The organism is Paenibacillus sp. Marseille-Q7038, assembly GCF_965111595.1.
Window position 1 is genome coordinate 2,333,571 of sequence record NZ_CBCOOM010000001.1, and the last position, 19,917, is coordinate 2,353,487.

Below are 19,917 nucleotides of genomic sequence, written 5' to 3' on the forward strand. Positions count from 1 at the left end.
CACTTTGAAAACTAAGCATTCTTCTCTCTATCTATGCTCTATAGAGAATAAATCTCTTTATATTTATTCTCTAAATAATCTGCAAGATAATCCGGATTTAGCTCTTCTCCCGTAATTGCGAGTATAAGTTCAGAAGGTTTTCGTGATTTACCATACTGGTACACTTTTTCAGTAAGCCATTCTTTAATCGGAGAAAGATTCCCTTCTCGAAGATAATGATCAAATTCCGGCATTTCTTTTCGCATCGTGTTAACGATCTGTGCAGCATACATATTTCCCAGTGAGTATGATGCAAAATAACCAAAATCTCCACTGGACCAGTGTACATCCTGCAAGACACCCAAACCATCGTGAGGAGGTGTCACACCGAGGTATTGTTTATATTTTTCATTCCAGACGGAAGGAAGATCTGAAACCGATAAATTCTCGTTAAATAACATCTTCTCTATTTCATAGCGGATAATGATATGCAAGTTGTAAGTTAGTTCGTCTGCTTCAATACGTATTAGTGAACTCTCTACTTTATTAATTGCACGGTAGAAAGATTCTACAGATACATCTTTCAACTGCTCTGGGAAGTAAGACTGTAATACCGGGTAATAGCGCTCCCAGAAAGGCAGACTACGGCCAATCATATTTTCCCACAATCTCGATTGAGATTCATGAATTCCCATGGAAGTTCCTTCTGCAAGAAGGGTGCCTTCCAGTTTTGGATCGATATTTTGTTCATATAGCGCATGACCGCCTTCATGAAGTGAGCTGAATATGGCGCTTGCCACATCTTTTTCATAATAATGCGTGGTAATACGTACATCCCCTGGATTAAGCCCTGTAGCGAATGGATGAACGCTTTCGTCTAGTCTTCCGGCTTCAAAATCATAGCCCATTTCCCCCAGAATATAGCGGCTAAATTCTTCTTGTTTCTTGATATCGAAAGCTTGATCCAGGAAGGAAGTATCCGGTTTATGTACGGAATTTTTAATTTTTTCTTGCAGAGGAACGAGTCGCGCTTTCAACCTGCTGAATACTTCGTCAAGTTTTGCTACCGTGAGATCGGGTTCAAACATATCAAGCAGCGTATCGTAGCGCGTATCTTTCACGCCATAATAATCTATGAATTCTCTTTTCATTTCTACGATTTGGGATAAGTAAGGTTCGAAGGCAGAAAAATCCCCGCTTTCTTTTGCACTCTCCCACTGCACTTGTGACTTCGGCGCAAGCACGCTAAAAGCCTGGAATTTATCCGGCGGGACGGACTGCATACGATCCATTTCCAGCTTAAGATCCTCTACTAAACGCTGATTTTGTTCTTGAAGCTGATTAAATACATCTTCGTTCGTTAAATAAGTAATGAGCTCTTTCATTTCATCCGAGATCGAAATTTTGAATGCTTCTGTTGCCAGCATACCAATTGTCTCAGAACGTGTATCTACGCCCTTACGTGGAGCACCCGTAGCTAAATCCCAATCAAGCAAACCGATAGCCTCATAATAACTTTTTATTTTTCGATTCATATTCAAAAAAACTTCGAATTTTGCTTGAATATTGTGATCCATATCAATGCACCTCATCTACAATATAATCTCTTCCTCTTGATCATACTTTTTGTAAGTCGTATAATCAACTTTACAGAGTAGATTACTTATCTTGTAATATAGGAGGAACGAGTGACTATGAAAATCAAAGTAAACAAGGCTGCAGAAGAGCTTCTTAAGAATAAGCTTGGTGAGAAGCCCGGTGTCATTCGTTTGTTTTACGACACGGAAGGCTGCGGTTGTGTAGTAAGCGGCGTTCCTGCATTTCATATTGTTTCAAACACGGAAGATTTGGATATTACAATGGAGAGCAATATCCCGGAGCTCACCTTTATTCTTGACGGATCAAAGGCTGTTTTTTTTGAGGAAGAACTTATTTTATCAACAGATCCTGGTGATCGTTCTTTGAGACTATCCAGTAACGGGCAACATTATGGCATGTATCTGTTTCCGAAGGATACTCGTGTTCAAGAAACACAGGACTAATTAGTTAAACCTTATCACTAGCTAGTAAATACCAAGGAGGATGTAACATGGACAACATCAAGGATATTCTGGAACATAACAAGCAGTTTGTAGAAAACCGGGACTATGAGGCTTACATATCCGATAAGTTTCCTCAAAAGAAAATGATGATCGTTACATGTATGGATACACGACTCGTTGAACTTCTTCCGAAAGCCATGAATTTCCGTAATGGTGACGTTAAAATCATTAAAACAGCAGGTGCTGTTATTTCTCACCCATTCGGTAGTGCAATGCGCAGCATTCTTGTAGGATTGTACGAGCTTGGTGCAAAAGAAGTCATTGTCGTAGGGCATCATGAATGCGGAATGGCTGCACTAAATAGTGATGATATGCTCCATCACATGACAGAAAGAGGAATCCCAGATATGGTCCTTAACACGATCGAACATTCCGGGATTAACCTTAAAAATTGGCTCCGCGGATTTAACAACGTAGAAGAAGGATTGATGGAAACGGTAAATCTAATTCGCAACCACCCTCTCCTTCCTTCCGATGTACCGGTTCACGGTATGATTATTGATCCAAAAACTGGCGCGCTGGATCTATTAGTTGACGGACACAAAAATCTTGCAGTGAAATCATAATAGATAGAGAAACAAGAGTCTACATTACACTCCGTAATGTAGACTCTTGTTTTTTTATTACATTTTCGTGACACAACTTATACATTCTTCGGATGGAAACCGGAAGAACGGTTGTCAAACCATACAGTATTAGTGTACACTTTTATTCATATTATAGTTATAGAAAACGCTTAATTTCATGTTTGATGTAGCTATAACTTAGTAAAGGAGAATGTCCACTTGAACATACTGTCCTATGGTTTGCTCGGGTTACTCACACGTGACGAATCTTCCGGCTATGATCTTATGCTAAGAATTCAGCCACACTGGCAAGCAAAGCATAGTCAAATTTATCCAATTCTTTCCCGAATGGAAGATGAAGGACTGCTATCGGCTCGCTGGGTTGAACAAACAGACAAACCGGATAAAAAAATGTACCGTGTCACAGACAAAGGTATTCAGAAATTATTGGACTGGATGTACACTCCCGTGTCCACCCCGGCTTTAAGGGATGAACTAAATCTTCGTATGATCTGCTTCCAAGTCACCAATCCCATTGTGATGAAGCGATGGGTCGATGAACGCAGAGATTGGTTTGAATCTCGGCTTGCATATTATGAAGCATTGCTTGCCAATTTACCTGAAGAAGCAGTACAACCAGGCAGTCCATATTTTGGGGAATACATTGTAAATACGAAAGGAACCATGACTGCAAAAACGGGTATTGAATGGTGCCATTGGGTTAATGGCCTCATAAATAATCATTATCAAGAACGCGAAGCAACCAGCACACATTAATGATCGCAAAAAAATGAAACCAATGATTTTCTCACACGTAAATAATCTATGTCACAAAAATCACATTCCAGGAGGGTTTTTCACTCATATGAAAAAATGGTTCAGCACGAAACGTATATTAATGGTGATGATGGCTTTTACACTGATTTTCTCTACTCTTGCAATTCCGGATCATGCCGATGCACGCCGCGGTGGATTTAAATCAGGTACCAAGTCATATCAAAGTAATCCTAGCCGTTCTAATAACAGCACGAACTCGAATACAAAAAGCAATGCTACGAATAACTCTGCAAATACAGCAGCTAAGAAACCAGGATTTTTTGGTGGTGGATCTTTAATGAAAGGTCTAATGATTGGTGGTCTTGCAGGGATGTTGTTCGGCGGTCTCTTTGGTAACATGGGATTCCTCGGCGATCTGCTCGGTCTTGCAATTAACCTCTTAGCGATCTATGTCATTGTTATGCTTGGAGTAGGTATTTATAGATCTATTAAGAAACGTCGCCTGGAGAATGAAAAATCAGGTAATAACAACGGCGGAAACGGACGGTATTAAGAAATATGGTTATTACAATGGATGAGATCGTGAATGCAATATGCATCCACACTGCAGAACGTAAACAAATTAACCCAACGGATGTTCAAGTCGAACTTAGCTGGGATGAAGATACCGGATACAGTGCAGAGGTATGGGCTCAAGGTCGCAGCCAGTTCATCGTTGAAGCGAATATGATTGAAGCGATCCTGCGATACGTTCACCAGGAGTATAATATTCGTGCTTATCGTGAAGATGTTACCCTTGAACTTGATGAAGAAATTACGGCCACGATCCGTACTTAATCTCTACGATTTAGTTTAATCTAGATATACAGTAGAAAAGGCTGTCCAAGTCATGAAAATGACGCTGGACAGCCTTTTTATTTTACACATCACATTGATCCTCATTTTAGAGAGCTTTCTAATGGAAGCACGAATAAAAAACGATACCCACCAGCTTAGAATATAAGCTCGCGGGTATCGTTAAAATTATGGTGCGGGTAAACGTATTTATGTAAAGAGTTTATTAATTATCTACCAGTGTACTCAGATCCATGATCAGCTAGATCCAATTGAAGTGGTGTGTAACTATGAAAAGTTACTACGAATAGTCCCAATAGGAGTGCTACGGAAAGAATGGTTTTTTTCATCTGATAAGTCTCCTCTCATAATGATATCGTTTAATATATCATAACACATCTTTAACTGTGAGACACTACCAAATTTTCTAATAACTTCAAATAGTGATATTGCTTTTTTAAAATACTTATCATTACCCAACTGATCTCCGCAAAAAGAATATGCAGAGTTAGATCAATCGCAAGTGAGTGTTCTTGTCTTTTGTGTCTATATAAAGCTAGTTGATACTGATAAGCCAAGTAATGTCTTTGCCTTAACCTTCTCTTTGTAATGAGTGTAGTCTTTTATGTGTTGCTTTAACTGATTAATCTCAGATTCCACATCATAATTGAATTGATTTGCGGAGCGAAGGATATTTATTAATCCTTGTAGTGCTTGTTCGGGGGTGTTGACTAAAAACTCAACATACTCAGGTATTCTTTCTTGTTTACCATCTAGTACATCAATCTGCAATGTATTTGCTGAAGCAAAAAACTTAAAGTCTTCTATTATAAACTTTCCTGTTTCCGTAGAATCATTAAGCCAATCAAGATTTGCATAAAACGATATGTACTCTCTCGATTTATTAAGTTCACCTAATTTCTGATAGGACAGACTTTTCATTAAAGAACTATAACCAAAATAATAAATAATATGTTGTTTAAATTCATGAGAAGTGGACTCCGTTTCAACGAGTTCTTGGTGAATTTCTTTTGCTAAACTCATCAGTTCATCTGAGAACGAAAGAACTTCCTCCCAATTCTCTAATGTATAGTTGATCTGGATCAACTTAACCAATGTGTCTAAGTCGAGAGATTCGCTAAGGATAATGTTCATGCATTATTTTCCCTCCTCACTATTTAATATCATATATTTACTTTATTTTACATTACATATAACTTGAGGTCAATTAAATGTAATATTATTGATTTTAATATATATTGTTGGCTTATTTTGCTTATTAATAAGAGATAAATGTTGCCGTTTTCTTTTCAAAGATTATAATTAAAATCATATACATCCCTGTCACAGATAAGAGAGGAGACATTCAGTGCATCCACAAAATTATGACTTTGCTTTTACACAAGCTGCAATAGGTATGGCTCTCATTTCGTTGGAAGGAACCATTCTAAATGCAAATCCAGCACTTTATGATCTCTTAGGATACAAACCGCCTGAAACCAGTTCATCTCCCCTTCACTTCATTGAAGACAACATTATCAATAAAATCATTCAAGTGGGTCGGTCTCTTCAACCCGATCATCGAAATACCATTCACCAACCTTTCGAACAAGAATATAGTCGTCCTTTGGGACAGAAAATTTCTCTTCATATTCATGTTTCTCTGGTATTAGATATTAATAAAGCCCCTATATATTATTTGGCTCAATTTCAGAATAGGCCGAAAATAGAATATATAGAGGAGCAGTTACAGATTGCAAAGTCCTCTTTACATGAGAATGAGAACTTTCTTCAACAAATGTTAGAAGAACTTTCTCTCACTGTGCTGATTACGAAACACGGAATTATTAAATATGTGAATCCCGCTGGATTGCAATTGATCTATGCAGAAAGTTTGGATGAAGTACTCGGGAAAAGTATAGATCAATTTGTAGATCCCTCAAGTCACAGCACTCTCTTCGAACGAAGAGAAAAATATTATAGTACCAAAGAATTAGGATCTGTACGTTATCTAATCCGATGCTTCAATGGACATAAGAAATATGTTGAAGGATTTTCATTACAGATTACCTACAAAGGTCAAGATGCCGTCATCGGGATATTCAAAGATATCTCAAAACAAGAAGCAGAAAAAGAAAGAACGATGCAATCCGAAAAGCTATCTACTGCTGGCCAACTCGCTGCAGGAATTGCTCATGAAATCCGTAATCCACTTACGGCGATCAATGGATTTATGAAACTGCTTCGCTCCTCTAAGGCCAAGTCAGATCAATATATTTCGATTATTGAATCCGAGTTGAAACGTATTGAATTCATTGTCGATGAACTGCTTGTCTTATCCAAGCCTCAAAGGAATCACACCAGTACACCACTAAATGTAATCGCTTTATTAGATCAAGTGATAATATTAATGAATGGACAGGCAGCTCTTCGAAACATCCAGATTCTCACACAATATCCCGACAGACAATTCGTCATCATTATGGGTGTGCGAATCAACTGAAGCAAGTATTCATTAATCTACTTAAAAATGCACTAGAGGCGATGAATCATGGAGGAACGATTCATGTTTATCTCCAAATAAATGATAATGTAGTTCAAATCAGCGTTCAGGATCAAGGATACGGCATGACCAAAGATCAGATCAAAGCACTGGGAGAACCTTTTTATACAACGAAAGATACAGGGACTGGCCTTGGATTTATGATTACACAAAATATTATACATAACCATGGTGGAGAAATTACAGTAGACAGTATTCCTGAGCAGGGTACCACGTTTACCGTATCTCTTCCTAAACTCATGATTGCAGATAGAGCAGATCTATAATCCTTAAAGTAAGGAAACTTACTCTCTACTATTGCCTTCATAAAAGAACGGTCTCAAGTCGTTCAAGTGAACCTAACGAGACCGTTTTTTCTTTTATTTATGCCAGCTTTCTTTTTCCAATGTCATCTATCTTGAATATATAAGTATCAACATATCGCCCAATCTTGCCTATTACGTCCAGGACAAGGTACTTTTAAAACCTCTTTCTCGTACAGTATCCTAACAGCTGATAGATGTCCGTCTATCTTCCTAGTCGAGGCGCAAGAGGTGAAAGCTATGCCAATAAAAAATGGCAATCAGTATATCGAGCGAATAGATCAACAGAATTTAAACCTATGGTATCAAGGAAAAAGAATCCCGGGACCTTACTCAGAACACCCTTTGTTCAGCGGACTCATGAAAACACAGGCTGCATTATACGACTTACAGTGTGATCCTGAGTATCAAGATGAAATGACGTATCCCTCTCCACTCACGGGAGAACCTGTCGGGCTTTCTTTCCTTCCCCCTGTTCATCCAGATGATATCAAAAGAAGAAAACGCATGATGGACCATTGGTCTGCAAAGCATCATGGTTTTTTGGGCCGCTCTCCAGACTACATGAATACAGCTCTCATGTCTTTGTATACGGCAGCTGATATTTTAGAAGAGCATAACCCTGCTTATGCGATGAACCTTCGTAATTATTATGCTTACTGCAGGGAACATGATATCACTTTATCTCACGCTTTTATTCAGCCATTCGCCAGTAAAGTGTCAGGCCAAGTGGATTCGCTCGAGGATTCGATTACAGCTAAAGTCATGGAAATAAATGAAGAAGGTTTTATCATCAGTGGTGCCTTCATGATGGCAACACAAGGAGTCACTTGTGATGAGATGTTGGTATTTCCTACGCCAACACTGTATCCTCTTGATGATAAAAATCCGTATGCCTTTGCTTTTGCCATCCCGAATGACCTGGAAGGCATAACCTTTATCTGCCGAGAAAGTAATGCTTCCAAATCTCTGTATAACCATCCGCTCAGTGCAAGATATGAAGAGATGGATACACTTGTTATCTTCGACCGTGTACTCGTTCCACATGACCGAATGTTCTATTACGGGGATGAAAATGTCGGTTACCGTCTATTCAGTGATGGGAATTTCCATACTCATATCGGGCATCAAATTGTATCTCGGTATATAGCAAAAACAGAATTTTTCCTCGGACTTGTAGAATCGCTGGCTCAAGAACAAAATGTGAGTTTTGATGCTAATATCATCGGCCAGACAGCTAAGATTATGACGATGCTCGAAACGTTTAAAGCGCTTAGAATTGCAGCCGAAGAAGGCGCAAAACAAAATAAGTATGGTTACTATGTTCCAGCATCAAGTCCTCTTCTTGCATCCAGTATTCTATTTCCGTCCTTCTATTTAGAAATGGTGGATATGATTCAGCGGCTAGGCTCTAGTGGTATTATTATGATTCCTTACGAAGAAGACCTCTCTTCAGAAGTTGGAAGTTATGTGCAAGAGTATTTACACGGTCTGGAGTCCACATCTAAAGATCGTATAGCTCTATTCAGACTGGCATGGGAACTCGGAGCTGGCTCATTCGGGGGACGGCAAAGTCAGTTTGAGCGCTTCTTCTTCGGTAATGCTCAAACCGTCAATTTCCGGATGTTTAACAGTTACGATAACCATGAAGATTATCAGCAGCTAATTCATGACTTCTTAGGTATAGAAAAGAAACTAACAGATGACGAAGATGACCAATAATTCAAATTGCATGGTTATAGAACCCAAGAATTAGATTCCATCGTTCTTCCCTCAGAACTACAAAGCGGGGATGCAAGCTTTATATAATCCAGTGCAAGAAGATAATCTTCATCGTTAGGCTTATAGGTCTCTTTCTTCCCTTCCATCAGACAGTCTACTTCAATACAATAGGGAAGTGTTTCAAAAGCATGAACACAGAAAACTGTTGCAAGATGTTGATAAGCCTTCATCACCTCAGGGTGATAAGAGACCATGTACTTATGTATGGTTAATTGTGTAGCAGCATTCGTATCAAACTGCCATGCGGTTTGAAATATAACAGATAAGTCCATTTGTAGCTCAGGAACAAAAATGCTCAGTTCTTCAAAGAGCAGAGTCGGATATAGAAACTCTGCTCTTTGGGATACCACTCGGGTAAGTTCATCCGTAACCTGGGATTTCACATGCCAATAATGGTCAGCAGAATCAAAATCAGCGATCTGCCTTGGCCAGCGTTTTTCAAGTAAATACGGAATAGGCACTTCTCTACGAACCTCGGGAAGAAGCGTATAATACTCATTTACAGCGTGACTGACCGCATACTGTACACGATGTCTCCAAACATACTTCTCATGTATCTTTTCTTCCTTTCTGATCCGGTTCCATGACTTCTCAGACCATAACATCTCTTCTAATTGATAGTCATTCAAAATCCGGTTCACCCTGCCATCAGGAGCATGTACCATTCTGCACTTCCTCCTTCATCAGGCTAGCTAAACGATTCGCAAAACGCGTTCCGAGCGCGCGGCAATCGTTTTTTTCTTCATCTAAAGGACTATATTCAATCTTCAAAGATGGCTCCATAATCACGGCACCTCGTTCCTTAACCTTTGCCTCTGCGGTATCAACTGCTCCGCAGAATAAATCATACGAAGTATCTCCACTTCCAAAGAGAGAAACAGGATACCCTGTAAGGTCCACTTCATCAAGTTCCTCATAGAAATCTAAGAATTCATCTGGTAAATCCCCGTCTCCCCAAGTGTATAAACCGATCAGTGACCCGTCATAATTCAGCACTTCATCTGCCCTACACTCTTCGGCTGTCTTTAGTACTGCAGTATGACCTTGTTTTGTTATACCTTGCGCAATTAATTCAGCTATTTCCTCTGTATTTCCCGTTAAACTTGCATATACAATCAAGATGTTAGCCATCGCTATATCCCTCACTTTATCATGTTATTGTCTCATCATATTTGATAATGATTATCATTGTCAAATAAATGAGTTCTATTTCTCTTATCTCCTCTGTAAATGCAAAAAAATACGCCTTCATGAACGAAGACGTAATCTCGTGTTTGGGGTTTCCTTACTTTTCTATGTAAGTCGAAAGGTTATTATTTTGTTTACTCCACGGCTATACTCTTTCAGCGGAAAGTTTCTGTTCTTTAGTTAATAGCGGTTCAAATTCATATACCCATACTCCGTTATCAGCAACTTTTATTTTCACAAGTCCTTTTTTACGTAATTCATCTAGAACCTGCTCCGCTGTTTTCTGATCCATCTCTGTATACAATATAATTTCAGAGATCGTAAGCAGCTGGTCCTGCTCCATAGCAAGCCGTAACAGTTGCTTTTCCATCCTTCTATTTTTGGTTTTTTTCATACGAGATAGCTCATATAATCCCATGCTAAGGGGAAGTACGCCAAAGATCATAAACCCGAAATCAAGCCCTGAATGATATACGATAAACGAATAGATATAGAGTACAATCGAAAACAAACCAAGACTAATGAGTGTCCATAAAATCCATGCTTTGCTGTTTCCCATGGCTCTCCTCCTTCTTCCTATATCATAAGTTTACCCAAAAAAAGCGAATCAGACCATTACTCAAGCGAATTCGTCTTGTTTTTTCCGCAGTATTCCGGGGAATACTGGCATGAAAACATAGAATTGTTGTACAATAGTATCTAAATGTTAAAAACGAAGGATGGATTAATTACATGTACGCAGCTCAAGATTGGAAAGACTATGAAGTTATTGATACTGGCGGCGGAGAAAAATTGGAACGCTGGGGAGATATCATTCTCAGAAGACCTGATCCGCAAATTATTTGGCCCCTAAAAAAAGAGACGGGTGCATGGCGCGATGTACATGGCCATTATCATCGCAGCTCCTCTGGCGGAGGCAACTGGGATATGAAAAAGCCGATTCCAGACCGCTGGACGATTTCTTACGATCAGCTTAAATTTTATATTAAACCTACGAGTTTTAAACATACAGGTTTGTTTCCAGAACAAGCAGCCAACTGGCGCTGGATGATGGACAAGATTCAAAATGCAGGGAGACCTATTTCGGTGCTGAACCTGTTTGCTTATACAGGTGGAGCTACGGTCGCTTCTGCCTATGCAGGAGCAAGTGTCGTTCACGTAGACGCTGCAAAAGGCATGGTACAGTGGGCTAAAGAGAACGTTCAGCTTTCCGGCCTTGCAGATCGCCCTGTTCGATTCATCACAGATGACGTATTTAAGTTTGTACAACGTGAACAGCGCCGTGGAAACCGTTATGATGCGATTATTATGGATCCTCCATCCTATGGACGTGGTCCAAACGGTGAAACTTGGAAGCTGGAACAGAATCTCTATCCATTCCTTGAATCCTGCACAGAAATTTTGTCGGATAACCCATTGTTTATGCTGATTAACTCCTATACAACGGGAATCTCTCCTACAGTTCTATCCAACATGCTGAACATGACAATGACGGATAAGTATGGCGGAAAAATATCAGCAGGTGAGATCGGTCTTCCGATTACGAAATCGGGTATGACACTGCCGTGCGGTATCCTAGGACGCTGGGAATCCTAAATGATGGTACATGGTCGTAAATTACCTCCTCTCACCATTCTTTACGAGGACAATCACCTATTAGGTGTCGAAAAAATCGTTAATGTCCCTACTCAGGCCGATGTATCGGGTGATATGGACATGCTGAATCTGTTAAAAGAAGATATAAAAATCAGGTTTAATAAACCCGGTAATGTTTATCTTGGACTTGTTCACCGATTGGATAGACCTGTTGGAGGTGCTATGATTTTTGCGAAAACCTCTAAAGCGGCTTCCCGACTTTCTGATGCAGTTCGGACGAGAAAATTTGATAAAACCTACGTAGCTGTCGTTCACGGTCATCCCCCTGCACGTCAAGGCAGGCTTGAACATACCTTACTTAAGGATGAGAAGACAAATATCGTTACGGCTGTTCCTAAAGGAACACCTGGCGGTAAAGATGCTGTGCTTGACTACTATGTATTGGGTCAAAATGATCATTTCAGCTTAATTCAAGTTGTGCTCCATACAGGAAGATCTCACCAAATTAGAGTTCAATGTAAAGAAATGGGCTGTCCTTTATATGGAGATCAGAAGTATGGCTCCTCTGTGAATAAGCCGGGCCAGCAACTTTCCTTATGGTCTTGTTCTGTTGGTTTTCCTCATCCGGTAACGAAAGAATATGTGCAGCTTATCTCTATTCCACCAAGAGAATACCCTTGGAATGAATGGCAAGAAAGTATATATCAAAGTGCCGCACGTCAGCCCTTTGTTTAACAATACAAAATGTACGCAACAAAAAAACCGCTCTGCTAAGCAGAACGGTTTTTTTAGTTAGCTAACAACTCAATTAGATTGGCTTGTGCTAACTTCCGATTGAACAGAAGGAGCACCTGCAGCGTCCTTCGGTACTGATTTTTTAATAAAGAAGGCAAAGACTAAAGCCACAACCGTCAGTATGGTAGCAATAATAAAGGCAAAGTTAATGCCATGAATGCTGGCATCCTTCATTAATTTAGCTGCAGCTGCTGCATCATTCATATTTACATCTGTAGTATGATCAATAACGTATTGTTTGAGCGAACTGCTATAAAGGGTTACGAAAACCGCTGTACCAATTGCACCAAATACGGTACGCATCGTATTCAACATTACCGTACCATGTGCATTTAACTTTTGCGGGATATCATTAAGCGCCGCTGTCTGAATTGGCATCATAAGGAGTGACATACCAAACATACGGAATGTATACATCAGAATCAGATGATTATAGGAGGTATCCATTGTTAATTTACTGAATTCGTAGGTAGTGACTACCGTAATCACCAAGCCAATAATACTCAGCCATTTCGCGCCGAATTTATCAAATAATCCACCCGTAATCGGGGACATAATCCCCATTACAATCGCACCTGGCAACATGAGAAGACCAGAATCTAATGCACTGATGCCGCGTGTGGTTTGAAGATAAATAGGAAGCAAAATCATACCAGAGAACATCGCCATATTTACGACAACCAGAATTAAGGTGTTCAGCGAATACATTCTATTTTTAAAGACACGGAACTCTAGCAACGGAGTATCTAGTTTAAACTGTCTCAATATAAATATAAGCAGTGCAATGGTTCCGACAACAAGACAGGAAACCACAATCGGATCTCCCCAACCACTTGAACCCGCATCACTGAATCCGTACAGCAAACCACCAAATCCAATCGTTGATAAAATAACGGATGGGATATCCAGTTTAGGATTGCTTATCGGAGTTACATTTTTAACAAAACGCATGCCGACAAGGATAGAGATCACTGCAATCGGCAAAATGATCCAGAATAAAGTTCTCCAATCATAATTTTCTACAACATATCCTGAAAGCGTAGGACCAATAGCTGGAGCCAAAATCATGGCAACCCCAATCATCCCCATTGCTTTACCCCGTTGTTCAATTGGGAAGATATTAAGAACAACAACGGAAAGTAAAGGCATAATGATAGCAGCACCCGCTGCTTGAATGACACGCCCTGTCATCAGAATAGCAAACGTAGGACTTATTCCACATAACAGTGTACCAATCGTAAATAGACTCATACCCGAGATAAAAATTTGTCTGGTCGTAAATTTAGCCATCAGATAGGCAGTGACCGGCATTAATACACCATTCACAAGCATAAACCCGGTAGACAACCATTGTACAGTCGTTTCTGTTATATCTAGACTTCCCATAATGCTTGGTAGCGCAACGTTAAGCAAGGTTTGGTTCAAGAATGCAACAAACGCACCAAGCAGCATTGCTAATAAAATAGGACCTTTCTTTACATCTCCAGCTTGAGAAGGCTGGTTCACAGCAATACTACTCATAAAAACGAATCATCTCTCTTTCTCCATCTTTTGAATCATCAATGAATGAATGCGCAGAAGGTTTTCTATATCTTCCTTTGGTAAATCCATCATCGGAGCTACCCGCTTCATAAATAATTGATACATTTTTTCTTGGGTTTCTTTGCCTTTCTCAGTTACATGAAGCTCGAGTGACCTTCTATCTTGTACACATCTTTCCCTCACAACCATCCCTGCTTTAACCAAACGATCAATGACTCCACTCATCGTACTGTTTCCCATATGACAAAGTTCAGCGAGTTCCGAAAGACCAATATTCGGATGATCAATCAGAATAGATAATACGAGAAGTTGAATCCTGGTTACTTCGATCTCACCATTACCCTCATCAACCCAAAAGTTACGATGAAACGTCTGTGATACTTGGCGAAAAGAATTGAAAATACGGTACATCTCATCATAAGCCATCATTATATTCACCCTAAATAGTTATTATATATAATATTTCGTATACGAAATATAAGGGTTACAAAGTAATATTATAAACCGATAATAAAAATAGTCAACTATTTTCATATGTAATTACTTTCTTAATTAAATATGTACATAAATAAAACCAGAAATATAATATATTCCTGGTTTTAGACCTTTTTATTTTAAGAAGACTGTTTAGTTGTTGCCGTTTGTGTAGTGATTTTTGACAAAAGATACACTAACAATTGCTGGTTATGCGATGAAATCTTACTTAATGTCTGATCTATGAATTCTTCTCGAATCGTCATTCCGCGTACCGCTTCGAGTCTTCCTTTTTCACTTAGTGTTATCCACACGACCCGGCGATCGCGATCATCTCTTCTTCGTTCTAATAGCTCATGTTTCTCCATTCGATCAAGCAGCATCGTAACTGCTGCCGGTGTAGTAGCTAAATAAGGCGTAAATTCAGAAGGTTTCATTCTGGGGTGTTCCAGTAAAAGTTCCAGTACAGTAAGCTGGGCTTCGGTCAATACAGGAGCCAGTTCCTGTTCCATATGTGATTTGTAGTCCTTCGTTAGTCTAGACCACAACTTTACAAATTCGGAAGAATGCATTCATTTCCTCCCCTTTCAATGGATTAGGCCAAAATGTACACAATGAACTTTGATTTACATGCTCTACTATTCACCAGCTGAATTATCTTGTTAGATGAACATTTCGATGTTTTTAGTAAGAATCCTTCCCCATTTTCGGCACTCGACCCTTATCGACGAAGGTTCTTAATCTTCCCAAAAAAGCATCAAAAAAAGTCCTCCATGCCGTATTTTGGCATGTGGAGGACTTGTTATGACATCTATTTTAGATCTACTCTGACAAATGTAGAATTTTCACAATCAAATCTGTTTTTTCTGCGGCTACAATCGATTTACCGACGCTTTTCTTGTCGGATATCGGTGCAGACTCTGTTGAGAATGGAAGTGTCTTTCCTTGTTCTGTCCAAGCTATTAGTGATTTAGGCTCTTTCACATGATAAGCGGCAACGATTCGGGTTCCATTGGATCTTACTCTTTTTCCTTCTTTGAATTCAAAGGTAATGACTCCCTTACCTCCACGGGTTTGCAGAGGATAATCTAGCAATAATGAACGCTTACCATATCCAAGTTCCGTGAGGGTGAAGACTTCACCCTCATCTTCGTCAACCCATAGTGCAGCGATTACTTCATCGTCGTCTTTTAGCTGAATGCCTTTGACTCCCCCAGATACACGGCCCATAGAATTCACTTCACTTTCTAAGAAGCGTATGCTCATTCCATTTTTCGTCACAAGCAGGAGATGTCTACTACCTGTACTTAATTGTACTTGGATGATTTCATCCCCAGCCGCTACTTTACAAGCAGCTACAGCGGAAGATCGTTTTGTTGCATATTCCTTAAGTTCGGTACGTTTTACTTGACCTCGTTTGGTCACAAACACGAGACTAGATCCTTCTTGTTCGAAATTACGAACAGGAATCACACTAATTACTTTGTCTTCTTTCGATAGAGGAATCACATTTACGATGGCCGTACCAGGTTCCTTCCACTTAAATTCTGGAATCTGATGGACGGGAAGCAAGAAGTATTGACCTCGCTGAGTGAAAACAAGCAAGTTATCAAGGGTATTGACGTCAAGAAGTGAGGTAATCAGATCGCCATCTTTGACACCTGAACTTGTGCGTTCTGCTCCTGATCTCGTAAATGACAACATACTCGTACGTTTGATATACCCGTCATTTGACAAGGTCACTAGCACATCTTCTGAGTTCACGAGTACTTCAAGATTTACTTTCAACTCTTCCACTTGGTCTTGAATTGCTGAACGACGATCTATACCATATTTATCGCGTATTTCCTTCAGTTCCTTACGTATAATACCAATCAGTTTACGATCGCTTTCCAAAATACTGCGTAACTCTTTCACTTTTTTCTGGATTTCATCCAGCTCTTTTTGAAGCGTTGTAATCTCAAGATTCGTTAATCGGTATAATTGCAAGGTTAGAATGGAATCCGCTTGTCTTTCAGAGAATCCAAACATCCATTCCAAATTGTTTTGTGCATCTTGACGATTCTTGGAGGCTTTAATTGCCGCAATCACTTCATCAAGGATATTCAGAGCCTTTACCAATCCTTCAAGGACGTGTGCTCTGTCTTCTGCTTTTTCCAAATCGTATTTGGTACGATAGGTTACCACTTCGCGTTGATGTTTAATATAAGCTTCCAAAATTGGTTTCAAACCAAGTTGATGCGGCGCTTTATTAACAATCGCCACCATATTGAAATTATAAGTGACCTGTAGATCTGTCTTTTTGAACAGGTAAGCTAAAATACCTTGTGCATCTGCATCTTTTTTAAGTTCAACGACAATTCGCAAACCTTCTCGGCCGCTCTCATCGCGTACTTCTGCAATTCCCTCGACTTTTTTCTCTAAACGGATCGTCTCCATCGCAGTAACAAGACGTGATTTCACGACTTGATATGGAATTTCAGTAATCACAATTTGCTGCTTACCGCCGCGAAGATTCTCGATGTCTGTCTTGGAACGAATATAGATACGACCTTTTCCGGTACGATACGCATCGAGGATTCCTTCGCCGCCCATAATAATGCCGCCTGTCGGAAAATCTGGACCTTTAATGAAGGTCATGATCTCATCAAGCTCGATCGAAGGTTTCTCCATCACCGCAATACAAGCATCAATGACTTCTCTTAAATTGTGAGTAGGAATCTCGGTCGCAAAACCTGATGAGATCCCGCTCGCCCCATTAACCAACAAGTTTGGATAGCGGGAAGGAAGCACCACGGGTTCCTTCGCCGTATTATCGAAATTGTCTTTAAAAAGAACCGTACGTTTCTCAATATCACGTAAGATCTCCATAGCAATGGGTGATAACCTGGCTTCCGTATAACGCATCGCTGCAGCTGGGTCATCATCTTGTGAACCCCAGTTACCGTGACCGTCAACGAGCACATGGCCCATTTTCCATGGCTGTGCCATACGTACCATCCCATCATAGATGGAGGAATCACCATGGGGATGATAATTCCCCATTACGTCCCCTACCGTTTTGGCAGATTTCCGATACGGTTTGTCAGGCGTATTATGAGAATCATACATCGCATACAAAATACGTCTTTGTACAGGTTTTAGTCCATCTCGCACATCAGGGATGGCTCTATCTTGAATTATATATTTAGAATACCGGCCAAAGCGATCACCAACGACTTCTTCTAAAAATGCCGGCAAAAATTGTTCTGGTAAACTCATTCAAAGCACCTTCTATTCTTCGTACTCTGTAAAATCAACATTCTCTACAATCCAGCGTTTACGCGGATCTACTTTGTCCCCCATCAGGGTGGATACTCTTTTTTCTGCTTTTGCTGCATCTTCGATCTGCACTTGCAATAAAGTTCGGGACTCCGGATTCATCGTCGTTTCCCACAATTGATCCGGATTCATTTCACCCAGCCCTTTGTATCTTTGCAGTTCGAAGCCTTTTCCAAATTCTTTTAAATAATCTTGTAGTTGTTCATCGGTCCATGCGTACCTTGAGGTTTGCTGCTTACCGGACTTACGAGAAATTTTATAAAGCGGCGGCTGAGCAATATATACTTTGCCTGCATCAATGAGAGGTTTCATATAACGATAGAAAAATGTAAGTAAGAGGACCTGAATATGCGCTCCATCCGTATCTGCATCCGTCATAATGATAATTTTGGAATAATTGCTGTCTTCTACGGCAAATTCAGTTCCAATACCTGCCCCAATCGCGGCCGTAATGGCACGATATTCTTCGTTTTTCATGATGTCGGCAAGCTTCGCCTTCTCCGGATTCATCGGTTTCCCTTTAAGTGGTAAGATCGCCTGGATCTTCGAATCTCTACCCTGTTTGGCTGAACCACCAGCTGAGTCTCCCTCAACGATAAATAGTTCATTTTTTGTAAAATCTTTGGATTGGGCTGGTGTCAGCTTGCCTCCAAGATTGGTACTTTCACTGCGTTTCTTACCCGTACGCATATCATCTCTTGCCTTACGAGCAGCCTCGCGGGCTCTTGAAGCTTGAACTGCTTTTCTAATCAATGTCTGTGCAATTTGCGGATTTTCTTCTAAAAATCGTTGTAAGTTCTCGGTCACGACCTGATCTACCGTACTACGTGCTGATGCGCTACCGAGCTGGTCTTTGGTCTGTCCTACAAATTCGACTTCAGACATCTTTACGCTGATAACCGCCATCATACCTTCTCTTAGGTCATTTCCTTCGAGATTTTTATCTTTTTCTTTAATCATACTAGTACGGCGGGCATAATCATTCATCACCCGTGTGTACGCCGTTTTGAATCCCGTTTCATGCGTACCGCCGCCTCTAGTTGGAATGGAGTTTACGAACGAGGCAATCGTTTCAGTATAGCCAGCATTATATTGAATCGCAATTTCGACTTCGATATCATCCTTTTCCGCATTGAAATGGATGACTTCGCTTAGAACGTCTTTGCCTTCATTCAAGTATTCAACAAACTGTCTTGCTCCACCTTCGTAATAAAATTCATCCGTTTTCCCGGAACGATCATCTTTCAATACAATCCGCAAACCTGAATTCAGAAAGGCAATCTCCTGAAGTCGCTCCGACAACGTATCATAGCTGAGCGCAATCCCCGTTTTGAATACCCTGCTATCCGGTTTAAATGTAACTTTCGTTCCGGTACGATTCGTATTTCCAAGCACTTCAAGACCCGTAACCGGTTCACCAACATGCTCTTTACCCTTTTTATCTACCCAATATTCAAAGCGCATCCGGTGAATTTTACCTTCACGATAAATCTCAACTTCAAGCCATTCAGACAAAGCATTGGTAACTGATGCGCCTACTCCGTGCAAGCCACCCGATTTTTTGTATCCGCCACCGCCGAATTTACCGCCAGCATGGAGAATTGTATAGACAACCTGTGGAGTAGGTACTCCTGTTTTGTGCATCCCTGTTGGAATACCGCGTCCATTATCATAAACGGTAACTGAACCATCCTTATGTAGCGATATTTCAATTTTGTTACAATACTTAGCTAAATGTTCATCGACCGCATTGTCGACAATCTCCCACACTAAATGGTGCAAGCCTGAAGTACTTGTGCTACCAATATACATCCCTGGTCTTTTCCGTACTGCGACAAGTCCTTCTAACACCTGAATATCATCAGCGCCATAACCGGCTTCTATATCTTTGCCGGAAACTCCAGCAGATAGATCCATTTCCTGGGCCATAAATGCTCCCCCTCTTATGCCTTCACTCATTTATGAATGATCACACTTTTAGAATATTAATATATTTCACAATACAAGCGGATCTTCTCTATAGAAATCCTTATAAAATCTATAGACAAATTATGGAAACCTATTCTGTTTTTACCTTAAAACTTCGAAAAATGCAA

At 40.2% G+C, this 19,917-nt stretch carries 20 protein-coding genes; 10 read left to right on the forward strand and 10 right to left on the reverse strand.

All coding sequences use genetic code 11. The annotated features are described in order from the left end of the window. Window positions 1-38 precede the first annotated feature (38 nt). Window positions 39-1,556, reverse strand: a complete 1,518-nt coding sequence (locus ACWPWY_RS11020; protein ID WP_454191739.1) for a carboxypeptidase M32 — start codon at window positions 1,554-1,556, stop codon at window positions 39-41. Between the two features lie 117 nt (window positions 1,557-1,673). Between ACWPWY_RS11020 and ACWPWY_RS11025 the strand changes: the two genes are divergently transcribed. From ACWPWY_RS11025 to ACWPWY_RS11045, 5 genes are all read left to right on the forward strand, one after another. Further along, window positions 1,674-2,021, forward strand: a complete 348-nt coding sequence (locus ACWPWY_RS11025; protein ID WP_454191740.1) for an iron-sulfur cluster biosynthesis family protein — start codon at window positions 1,674-1,676, stop codon at window positions 2,019-2,021. Window positions 2,022-2,068: 47 nt separating this feature from the next. Next, on the forward strand, window positions 2,069-2,647 hold the full coding sequence (locus ACWPWY_RS11030; protein ID WP_454191741.1) for a beta-class carbonic anhydrase: 579 nt from the start codon (window positions 2,069-2,071) through the stop codon (window positions 2,645-2,647). Between the two features lie 219 nt (window positions 2,648-2,866). Beyond that, on the forward strand, window positions 2,867-3,424 hold the full coding sequence (locus ACWPWY_RS11035) for a PadR family transcriptional regulator (protein ID WP_454191742.1): 558 nt from the start codon (window positions 2,867-2,869) through the stop codon (window positions 3,422-3,424). An 88-nt stretch (window positions 3,425-3,512) separates the two neighbouring features. Next, the gene (locus tag ACWPWY_RS11040) at window positions 3,513-3,977 is read left to right on the forward strand and encodes a hypothetical protein (RefSeq protein WP_454191743.1); all 465 of its coding nucleotides are present in this window, start codon (window positions 3,513-3,515) and stop codon (window positions 3,975-3,977) included. Window positions 3,978-3,982: 5 nt separating this feature from the next. Next, a complete protein-coding gene (locus tag ACWPWY_RS11045) occupies window positions 3,983-4,261 on the forward strand; it encodes a YxcD family protein (RefSeq protein WP_191799327.1) in 279 nt (92 codons plus the stop codon). A 543-nt stretch (window positions 4,262-4,804) separates the two neighbouring features. Here the strand turns inward: ACWPWY_RS11045 and ACWPWY_RS11050 are convergent. Continuing rightward, window positions 4,805-5,413, reverse strand: coding sequence for a hypothetical protein (locus ACWPWY_RS11050; RefSeq protein ID WP_454191744.1), 609 nt, complete (start codon window positions 5,411-5,413; stop codon window positions 4,805-4,807). 214 nt (window positions 5,414-5,627) lie between these two features. Here ACWPWY_RS11050 and ACWPWY_RS11055 point away from each other — a divergent pair, with 214 nt between their 5' ends. From ACWPWY_RS11055 to ACWPWY_RS11065, 3 genes are all read left to right on the forward strand, one after another. Beyond that, entirely contained in the window at window positions 5,628-6,761 is a 1,134-nt protein-coding gene (locus tag ACWPWY_RS11055; protein ID WP_454191745.1) for a PAS domain S-box protein, read from the forward strand. 41 nt (window positions 6,762-6,802) lie between these two features. Continuing rightward, the gene (locus ACWPWY_RS11060; RefSeq protein ID WP_454191746.1) at window positions 6,803-7,087 is read left to right on the forward strand and encodes an ATP-binding protein; all 285 of its coding nucleotides are present in this window, start codon (window positions 6,803-6,805) and stop codon (window positions 7,085-7,087) included. A gap of 276 nt (window positions 7,088-7,363) precedes the next feature. Continuing rightward, a complete protein-coding gene (locus ACWPWY_RS11065) occupies window positions 7,364-8,845 on the forward strand; it encodes a 4-hydroxyphenylacetate 3-hydroxylase family protein (protein ID WP_454191747.1) in 1,482 nt (493 codons plus the stop codon). A gap of 14 nt (window positions 8,846-8,859) precedes the next feature. On the opposite strand, the gene ACWPWY_RS11070 is transcribed toward ACWPWY_RS11065, so the two are convergent. From ACWPWY_RS11070 to ACWPWY_RS11080, 3 genes are all read right to left on the reverse strand, one after another. Further along, the gene (locus ACWPWY_RS11070) at window positions 8,860-9,570 is read right to left on the reverse strand and encodes a hypothetical protein (RefSeq protein ID WP_454191748.1); all 711 of its coding nucleotides are present in this window, start codon (window positions 9,568-9,570) and stop codon (window positions 8,860-8,862) included. After that, the gene (locus tag ACWPWY_RS11075) at window positions 9,554-10,036 is read right to left on the reverse strand and encodes a flavodoxin (protein ID WP_454191749.1); all 483 of its coding nucleotides are present in this window, start codon (window positions 10,034-10,036) and stop codon (window positions 9,554-9,556) included. Before ACWPWY_RS11075 ends, ACWPWY_RS11070 begins: the two co-directional genes overlap by 17 nt. 202 nt (window positions 10,037-10,238) lie before the next feature. Further along, entirely contained in the window at window positions 10,239-10,652 is a 414-nt protein-coding gene (locus ACWPWY_RS11080; protein ID WP_454191750.1) for a hypothetical protein, read from the reverse strand. Window positions 10,653-10,825: 173 nt separating this feature from the next. Here ACWPWY_RS11080 and ACWPWY_RS11085 point away from each other — a divergent pair, with 173 nt between their 5' ends. Both ACWPWY_RS11085 and ACWPWY_RS11090 read left to right on the forward strand, forming a co-directional pair. Further along, window positions 10,826-11,689 (forward strand): class I SAM-dependent methyltransferase, encoded by an 864-nt coding sequence (locus ACWPWY_RS11085; protein WP_191799320.1) that lies wholly within the window; start codon window positions 10,826-10,828, stop codon window positions 11,687-11,689. Next, window positions 11,690-12,424, forward strand: a complete 735-nt coding sequence (locus tag ACWPWY_RS11090; RefSeq protein WP_454191751.1) for an RluA family pseudouridine synthase — start codon at window positions 11,690-11,692, stop codon at window positions 12,422-12,424. A 69-nt stretch (window positions 12,425-12,493) separates the two neighbouring features. On the opposite strand, the gene ACWPWY_RS11095 is transcribed toward ACWPWY_RS11090, so the two are convergent. The 5 genes from ACWPWY_RS11095 to parE all read right to left on the reverse strand — a co-directional run bounded on the left by ACWPWY_RS11095 (window position 12,494) and on the right by parE (window position 19,750). Beyond that, window positions 12,494-14,005 carry a DHA2 family efflux MFS transporter permease subunit gene (locus ACWPWY_RS11095; RefSeq protein ID WP_454191752.1) on the reverse strand — a complete coding sequence of 504 codons (1,512 nt, stop codon included), beginning with the start codon at window positions 14,003-14,005 and terminating at the stop codon, window positions 12,494-12,496. 9 nt (window positions 14,006-14,014) lie between these two features. Next, window positions 14,015-14,455 (reverse strand): MarR family winged helix-turn-helix transcriptional regulator, encoded by a 441-nt coding sequence (locus ACWPWY_RS11100; protein ID WP_454191753.1) that lies wholly within the window; start codon window positions 14,453-14,455, stop codon window positions 14,015-14,017. Window positions 14,456-14,640: 185 nt separating this feature from the next. After that, window positions 14,641-15,072, reverse strand: coding sequence for a MarR family winged helix-turn-helix transcriptional regulator (locus ACWPWY_RS11105; protein ID WP_454191754.1), 432 nt, complete (start codon window positions 15,070-15,072; stop codon window positions 14,641-14,643). Between the two features lie 250 nt (window positions 15,073-15,322). Further along, window positions 15,323-17,761: a DNA gyrase subunit A gene (gene gyrA, locus ACWPWY_RS11110; protein ID WP_454191755.1), complete on the reverse strand. Its 2,439-nt coding sequence runs from the start codon at window positions 17,759-17,761 to the stop codon at window positions 15,323-15,325. 12 nt (window positions 17,762-17,773) lie between these two features. Further along, window positions 17,774-19,750, reverse strand: coding sequence for a DNA topoisomerase IV subunit B (parE, locus tag ACWPWY_RS11115; protein ID WP_454191756.1), 1,977 nt, complete (start codon window positions 19,748-19,750; stop codon window positions 17,774-17,776). Between the last annotated feature and the right edge of the window lie 167 nt (window positions 19,751-19,917).